Origin of the sequence: Moraxella sp., assembly GCF_024227015.1 — a bacterium.
Taxonomy (GTDB): domain Bacteria; phylum Pseudomonadota; class Gammaproteobacteria; order Pseudomonadales; family Moraxellaceae; genus Moraxella.
The window spans coordinates 1-6,981 of the sequence record NZ_JAAELD010000191.1 but is presented as its reverse complement, the minus strand read 5'-3'; the positions used below and the strand labels follow the sequence as shown (position 1 = coordinate 6,981).

Below are 6,981 nucleotides of genomic sequence, written 5' to 3'. Positions count from 1 at the left end.
CCATACCATTCTTGCCAGTTCTTGTCATCATAAGCCTGTCCATCCACATCGATCACTTGGCGGATGGGTAGGTTGTATTTATTGGCAAATTCAAAGTCACGCTCATCATGAGCAGGCACTGCCATGACTGCGCCCGAACCATAGCTCATCAGCACGTAGTTGGCAACCCAGACAGGCACACTTTGACCTGTGATGGGGTGGATTGCAACCAGACCCGTGTCCATGCCGACTTTCTCAGCTTTGGCGAGATCAGCTTCTGCGACCGAGCCTTGTTTACATTCTGCGCAGAATTGGGCGATCGCTTCGTTGTGACGGGCGGCGTATTGAGCCAATGGATGCTCGGCTGCTACCGCAAGGTAAGTCACGCCCATGATGGTATCAGGACGCGTGGTGAACACGGTGAGCTTGTCGGCTTGATCATCGATCTCGTAGGCGAAGTCTAGCTCCATGCCGTGGCTTTTGCCGATCCAGTTTTGTTGCATGGATAGGACTTGTTTTGGCCATTTACCTTCTAGGGTTTTTAGGTCTTCTAATAGTTCATCAGCGTAATCGGTGATTTTGAAGTAGTACATTGGGATGTCGCGTTTTTCAACGATTGCGCCAGAGCGCCATCCACGACCGTCCACGACTTGCTCATTGGCAAGGACGGTGTTGTCCACAGGGTCCCAGTTTACGGTAGATAGCTTCTTATACACCAAGCCTTTTTTGTAAAGCTGTAAAAATAACCACTGCTCCCACTTGTAATATTCAGGGTTGCAGGTGGCGAATTCACGAGACCAATCGATGGACAGACCCAAGGCGTTTAATTGGGTGCGCATGTGGTTGATGTTGGATATCGTCCACGCATAGGGAGCGACGCCGTTATCGATAGCAGCGTTCTCAGCAGGTAAGCCAAAAGCGTCCCAGCCCATCGGCTGCATGACATCGTAGCCCTTTTGGCGGTAGTAGCGGGACAATACATCTGTAATGGCGTAGTTACGCACGTGCCCCATGTGCAGCTTACCGCTTGGGTAGGGGAACATGGAGAGCATGTAGCGGGTGGGTTTGCCGTTGTCGTTATTATCCGTGTGGTAGCGGTTGTCGGCTTGCCATTTGGCTTGTTGGGCGCTTTCTAAAGTATGAAAATCGTAGTCTTTTAAGGGCTGATTGGTTGTCATAATTGGCTCATGAAATAAAGATGAACATAGAAAATTTAACACACTATTATAGCCGATTTTTGCTATAATTTGCCAATATTTTGTAAAGTGAGAAATCCCCATGACGACCATTTATGGCATAAAAAACTGCAACACCATGAAAAAAGCGTTTGATTTTTTAAATCAAAACGGCATAGCGCATGAATTTTTTGATTATAAAAAGTCGGTACTAAGCCAAGATGATTTTGAAAAATTCGTGGCGACTTTTGGCAATAAAGTCATCAACAAGCAAGGCACAACTTACCGAAAACTAGATGACACCGCCAAAACCGTGCTGGCAGGTGGCGACATATCCGCCATGTATGAGATAGTCAAGAACAATCTTAGTGTACTAAAACGCCCGATAGTCATGGGCGATGACGTGGCACTTATTGGCTTTGATGAGAGTGAATGGGGTGGGGTGTTTGGGGTGTTGTGAGTATGGCATAATAAATAAACCAATCTGCTTTTGATGGATTTTGCAGAGCAAATTGTGAGTTATGATGTCTTAGAGATTGAATTAAGTGTGTATGATGAAAAATATTTATTAGGCGTATGTTTTGCGTTATCAATACAGGCAAATGCCTATGATGGGGCAACGATAGATTTTACCACAGATTTTTTTAGTCAAACGGTAGCGGAAGGCATACTTACAGCTTTTGCAAGTAATGATGTGGATAAAAGAGCGTGTGTCCTTGAACAACTAACGCCCATCATGAATAATGTTGCCAAGCGTTATATAGGGCAAAGCTTGACAAAAGAGGAAATGTTGTTAATGGACGATTTCCTTGATACGCCACTTGGTCAGGCACTTTATCATGAATTGCATTTTGGAGGCATTCGTGAATTTGGTAGTAGCTTTGATGATAGTCAATATTATCAGGCTGAGTATGTCAAATATCTTGATGTCATTCATAAATTCTTTAATGGAATAGGGGAAAATACGCCAGAGTTGCTTGGTGGTGAGGTCAAAGATGAAATATTGAATTCTGCGGTCGAATGCCGAATGCAAATTATTTCAGAGTAGATTTTCATAGGTCGGCATACAGTTTTATTCATAGCAAGATAAATTTACCATGAATAAAACTGTTTTGGTGTATCATGATTTATTATCCATCTGATCATTGACCTTATTTTCTATTTTCTTTGATTTCATCTTAAAGGGTTTATTCCAAAATGGCTTAATCGCTTTTTTGTAAAAGATAATCGCAACCACCAAACCCACAATAAACGCCCACAGACTTGTCAACCACAAGATAAATTCCAAGAAATACAGCCAACCTGTACCGATACTTTGGACAAAGCGATGACCAAAATTCGCCCGCTCGTCTTTGGCGATATACGCCTGTGTGTCGGGCATTACCGATTCAAAAATTTGCGGATTTTGATAAAAAGCAAGTGTTATCGTGCTAAATGCCACTTGCTCGGCAAGAGCCTTGCGGTCAAGCTCGGCAAGGGTTTGGCGGTATTTTGAATCCGTCATCTCGCCCACATGGGTAGACTTGTCCGCCAAGTCGTCTGTTTTGGTGGCATTAAGCTCGCCCAGTTTGGCTTGGCGTTCGGCTTCTATTTGAGCGTGTAGGGCGTTACGCTGTAAATCTAGGGCGACATCGGTGGCGTTAAATTCTTGACCGTCCAAAAACACCACTTGCCCCTGCGCGCTCTTCAAAAACTCGCCCACATTTGCCCTAGGGATACGCACGGTCATCATGCCATGACGCACAAAATAGGTCAGCACTTTGAGCCGCTCGCCCCCAATCGGGTAGCGGTGTGTGTCGGTGGTGTTGTTATAAATCTTGGACGTTTGGATATATCCGCCCGTTTGCAGAGTTAGGCTTTCTAACTGGTCTTTGGTGGCAACCACGTCTTTGACGGCAAAATTTACGTCCGCCTTGATGATAAAGGCTTTGTTTGCCAAATGAGCCCGCTCGCCTTGGGTGGTGGCTTGGCTGTCAAGGGTGGGATTATCAGGGCTTGGACTGTTGGGGCTTTTGAACCACTTACTTCCGCACTGGCAACGCTTGCCATATCCACACTTGCTACATCGGAGCTTGCCGACTGGTGAGACATCTCGCCGTCATGAGGCTTGGAGCAAGCAGATAATAAAGCGATAAAGACAATAAGGGCAAGGGATTTTTGCATGGAGATTTTCAAACGGTTTCGGGGTAATATAAAAGATTATGCTGTTAAAATCAATAAAAAGACGGCTTGATGACCGTCTTTAAAATTTAACCATTGGCTTCTCGCAAAATCTGCGTACCCACCCCTTCTTCGGTAAAGATTTCAAGCAAGCAGGCGTGTGGCACTCGTCCGTCCACAATGGTCGCACTTCTAAGCCCTGCCTTGACTGCGTCCAACGCCCCTGCGATTTTGGGTATCATGCCCCCACTAATCGTGCCATCAGCGATGAGATTATCCACATCGGTGGGGGTCAGCGAGGTAAGGACGTTGCCATCTTTATCTAGCACGCCTTTGATGTTGGTGAGCAGAAGTAGGCGTTCGGCATTTAAAAACTCCGCCACACGGCTCGCCACTAGGTCGGCATTGATGTTATAGGTCTCGCCCTGCTCGTCCACGCCTAGGGGGGCGATGACAGGGATAAAGTCGCTATGGATAAGCATATTTATCACGTCTGTATTGACATGAGCGACTTCGCCCACGAAACCCAAATCAATGGCGTTGCCGTCTTTGTCAGTCATGGCAAGTTTGGTCGCACGGATTAGATTGGCATCTTTGCCTGTCAAGCCAATCGCCTGTCCGCCGTGCTTATTAATGAGATTGACGATAGATTTATTCACGCTACCGCCCAGCACCATTTCTACCACATCCATCGTGGATTTGTCGGTAACTCTCATGCCGTCTATGCGGTCGGACTCACGCCCAAGCTCATTCATGAGATTATCCACCTGTGGGCCTCCGCCATGTACCACCACAGGATGAATGCCAACGGTTTTTAACAGGACGATGTCACGGGCAAAGGAACTTTCTAGCACAGGATCAGTCATGGCATTACCGCCATATTTGACCACGATGAGCTTATCTTTATAACGTTGGATATAAGGCAGGGCGGTCGTGATGACCTCGCTGGTGTGTTTGGCTTCATCTAATGTTAGGGATTTATGTTGCATAAATTTTCCTTTAAAATTAAATAAAAATGCGTTTTAAAAATTGGGTGTATGGGCTGATTTAATTTGCCTAAATATCATGGTTTTGATAAGGGTAAATTGCAATTCACCCCGACAAAAATCCAAAAAAATCATTAAATAATTTTAAAAATCAATCACTTAATCCCAGAGCTACCAAAGCCACCTGCCCCACGCTCGCTGTCGTCGCTAAACTCATCAACTATCTCAAAGCTCGGACGCACTACAGGCACTACCATGTACTGAGCCATGCGTTCGGCAGGATTTAGGGTAAAATCGCTATCGCTTCTGTTCCACACTGACACCATAAGCTCGCCTTGATAATCAGCATCAATCAAGCCCACCAAGTTGCCAAGCACAATGCCATGCTTATGCCCAAGCCCCGAGCGTGGCAAAATAATCCCTGCAAAATTCGGGTCTTTAATATATATTGCCATGCCAGTACCGATGAGTTTGGTCTCGCCAGCTTTGATGACCACAGGTTCGTCAATGCACGCTCTTAGGTCTATGCCTGCCGAGCCGTCTGTGGCACGAGTAGGCAGGGGGAAATCAGGGTCAGAGCCGATTTTGGGGTTCAGGAGTTTGACTTGTACAGATTGCATGGCTTATCCTTTGGGTGAACTATTGGTAATTATAAACCAAGGATTATAACCGATTTTGCGGATTTTCAAAAATAAATCCTGCGATGTGCAGGATTTAAATTTATTCACTCCAATGATATTCGAAAGTCTCGCCAGCCATCCGATCAAGATGGTCGGTGATGACGAAGCGAAGTCGCTCTTCATCATAAGGGCGTTCTGGGCTGTCGGTGCTTTCGTTGCGAACATATTCGATATGAATTTCGCTGTCGGTTGGTGTAAAGGTAACGTCTGCGCCAGCCATATTCACAAAATAGCCCGTATCGGTCTCAGTGACAGCAACTTTATGCTTAAAATGATTGGTAAGGCGCTTGGCGATGCGGGCGGCTTGGTCGGTTTGGATGGTGGTTTTTGGCATGTGATGCTCCTTATAAATTATCATCGATGATAATAAGTCTTATTCTGCGTTTAGGCAAGCACAAATTTGGCGCATAATTGTAAAAAATCCTTACGCATCATTTGGTGATTTGGCGCCTTTGCGTTACAATTGGCATTATTTTGGCTGGGGTCTGCTGTGTTGCTGCGTCCGATTTTGATTGTGTTTTTGTGTTTGTTTCTGGGTCAAGTGATCGTTGAGGGGTTGGGGCTGCCATTGCCTGCCAGCATCATTGGGCTTTTATTGCTGTTCTTGGCATTGCAATCAGGGATTGTTAAGCTAGATACGATGCAAAAGCTTGCCAAAATCATGCTTGATCATCTTGTGCTGCTTGTCATTCCCGCGTGTATTTCTATCATGCAGTACTTGGATGTCATTGCTGATGATTTGTGGATTTTATTGACTGCGACCATCATAAGCACGCTGCTTGTGTTAATCAGTACCGCCAAGAGCTACGAATGGCTAAGAAGACGACAAAAGCACTCTTTAAAAGGATCTAGGTGATGTCAGTATCCATCATTGAGCAGCTATCCTCGTTAAAGAGCAGTCCGTTTTTGTTGTTATTTGTGCTGATCGGCGCGTTTGAGCTTAGCTTGTGGCTGCGCCAAACTTTAAAACAACCATTGATTAATCCGACCTTATTGACTACGGTGGCGGTGATTTTGTTTTTAAAATTCTCCGATGTGTCTTGGGCGGTTTTTAATGAGGCGAGTGGTTATTTAAGTTTCTGGTTGCAGCCTGTGGTGGTGTGCATGGCGGTACCACTTTATGTGCAGTGGCAAAAAATTCGCGCTCAATGGATACCCATCATGGTGTCTCAGTTCATCGGTTCTGTGGTCGGTATCGTCTCAGGGGTTGGGCTGGTGCAGCTGCTGGGAGGTGCTGATGATAGCATGATCGCCATCGCGGCCAAGTCTGTCACCATGCCGATCGCCATTGAGGTGACAGATGTGCTTGGTGGTGTGGTGGGCATCAGTGCAGCCACGGTATTGATTGCAGGCGTGACAGGGCAAGTAATTGGCGTGTATGTCCTGCATCAAATGCGTGCTCGCCGATCCATGGCTCAAGGCCTATCACTGGGCACAGCATCCCACGCACTAGGTACGGCCAGAGCAATGCAAATGGGCTCGCGCCATGTGGCTTATGCAACTGTTGGGTTGATATTAAATGGCATTCTAACCGCATTCTTAGCGCCTGTGATTGTCCCATTTTTATTGCCCTAAATTAACACATAAAAAAGCACCGCCATGTGACGGTGCTTTTTTGCATTGAGAGAATCAGTTAGGTAGCTTTTGTAGCGACGCGATACGATCATCTAGGGTTGGGTGGCTGCGGAACAGATTGGCAATGCTAAAGCCGGTTGATTGACCGCTTGAGATGGCGAATGCTTTCATCGATTCGGGCATCTGGTCGGGGCGAGCTTCAGCAGGACGAAGGGCGTTCAGTGCAGCGATCATGTTGTCACGACCTGCTAGGCGCGCACCCATCTCATCAGCGCGGTATTCGCGTAGGCGAGAGAACCACATCACGATGGCGCTGGCCAAGATGCCAAGCAGAATGTCCATCACGATGCTCGTCACAAAATAAGCAATGCCAGGGCTGTCGCTTTCATTCTTAAAGACTGCTCTGTCCACAAAATTACCGATAAT

11 protein-coding genes are annotated in these 6,981 nt (G+C 46.3%); 4 read left to right on the top strand and 7 right to left on the bottom strand.

Features of this window, described 5'->3' with window-relative positions; translation table 11 throughout:
- Window positions 1-1,157, bottom strand: a 1,157-nt coding sequence (gene leuS, locus GY683_RS04310; protein WP_297287575.1) for a leucine--tRNA ligase, incomplete at its 3' end; no start/stop codon positions are given.
- Window positions 1,158-1,257: 100 nt separating this feature from the next.
- On the opposite strand from leuS, the gene GY683_RS04305 reads away from it, so the two are divergent.
- Entirely contained in the window at window positions 1,258-1,614 is a 357-nt protein-coding gene (locus GY683_RS04305; RefSeq protein WP_297287574.1) for a Spx/MgsR family RNA polymerase-binding regulatory protein, read from the top strand.
- Window positions 1,615-1,647: 33 nt separating this feature from the next.
- Window positions 1,648-2,202, top strand: coding sequence for a hypothetical protein (locus GY683_RS04300; protein ID WP_297287573.1), 555 nt, complete (start codon window positions 1,648-1,650; stop codon window positions 2,200-2,202).
- Window positions 2,203-2,274: 72 nt separating this feature from the next.
- Here GY683_RS04300 and GY683_RS04295 read toward each other — a convergent pair whose 3' ends face one another.
- The 5 genes from GY683_RS04295 to GY683_RS04275 form a co-directional block, all read right to left on the bottom strand.
- Window positions 2,275-3,093: a DUF4349 domain-containing protein gene (locus GY683_RS04295; RefSeq protein WP_297287572.1), complete on the bottom strand. Its 819-nt coding sequence runs from the start codon at window positions 3,091-3,093 to the stop codon at window positions 2,275-2,277.
- Complete coding sequence (locus GY683_RS04290) at window positions 3,057-3,317, bottom strand: hypothetical protein (protein WP_297287571.1); 261 nt, start codon at window positions 3,315-3,317, stop codon at window positions 3,057-3,059. The genes GY683_RS04295 and GY683_RS04290 overlap by 37 nt, the downstream gene beginning before the upstream one ends.
- Window positions 3,318-3,403: 86 nt before the next feature.
- Window positions 3,404-4,303: an acetylglutamate kinase gene (argB, locus tag GY683_RS04285; protein WP_297287570.1), complete on the bottom strand. Its 900-nt coding sequence runs from the start codon at window positions 4,301-4,303 to the stop codon at window positions 3,404-3,406.
- Between the two features lie 152 nt (window positions 4,304-4,455).
- Window positions 4,456-4,920, bottom strand: a complete 465-nt coding sequence (dut, locus tag GY683_RS04280) for a dUTP diphosphatase (RefSeq protein ID WP_297287569.1) — start codon at window positions 4,918-4,920, stop codon at window positions 4,456-4,458.
- Window positions 4,921-5,020: 100 nt separating this feature from the next.
- The gene (locus GY683_RS04275) at window positions 5,021-5,314 is read right to left on the bottom strand and encodes a DUF2218 domain-containing protein (RefSeq protein WP_297287568.1); all 294 of its coding nucleotides are present in this window, start codon (window positions 5,312-5,314) and stop codon (window positions 5,021-5,023) included.
- 129 nt (window positions 5,315-5,443) lie between these two features.
- On the opposite strand from GY683_RS04275, the gene GY683_RS04270 reads away from it, so the two are divergent.
- On the top strand, window positions 5,444-5,836 hold the full coding sequence (locus GY683_RS04270; RefSeq protein ID WP_297287567.1) for a CidA/LrgA family protein: 393 nt from the start codon (window positions 5,444-5,446) through the stop codon (window positions 5,834-5,836).
- On the top strand, window positions 5,836-6,555 hold the full coding sequence (locus GY683_RS04265; RefSeq protein ID WP_297287566.1) for an LrgB family protein: 720 nt from the start codon (window positions 5,836-5,838) through the stop codon (window positions 6,553-6,555). Before GY683_RS04270 ends, GY683_RS04265 begins: the two co-directional genes overlap by 1 nt.
- 54 nt (window positions 6,556-6,609) lie before the next feature.
- Here the strand turns inward: GY683_RS04265 and GY683_RS04260 are convergent.
- On the bottom strand, window positions 6,610-6,981 hold a 372-nt coding region (locus tag GY683_RS04260; RefSeq protein WP_297287565.1), incomplete at its 5' end, for a M48 family metalloprotease.

Excerpts from the sequence above, each read along its gene's own strand:
- GY683_RS04305 (WP_297287574.1), top strand. The coding sequence starts at position 1,258 with ATGACGACCATTTATGGCATAAAAAACTGCAACACCATGAAAAAAGCG.
- GY683_RS04300 (WP_297287573.1), top strand. The coding sequence starts at position 1,648 with ATGGATTTTGCAGAGCAAATTGTGAGTTATGATGTCTTAGAGATTGAA.
- GY683_RS04290 (WP_297287571.1), bottom strand. The coding sequence starts at position 3,317 with ATGCAAAAATCCCTTGCCCTTATTGTCTTTATCGCTTTATTATCTGCT.
- argB (WP_297287570.1), bottom strand. The coding sequence starts at position 4,303 with ATGCAACATAAATCCCTAACATTAGATGAAGCCAAACACACCAGCGAG.
- dut (WP_297287569.1), bottom strand. The coding sequence starts at position 4,920 with ATGCAATCTGTACAAGTCAAACTCCTGAACCCCAAAATCGGCTCTGAC.
- GY683_RS04275 (WP_297287568.1), bottom strand. The coding sequence starts at position 5,314 with ATGCCAAAAACCACCATCCAAACCGACCAAGCCGCCCGCATCGCCAAG.
- GY683_RS04265 (WP_297287566.1), top strand. The coding sequence starts at position 5,836 with ATGTCAGTATCCATCATTGAGCAGCTATCCTCGTTAAAGAGCAGTCCG.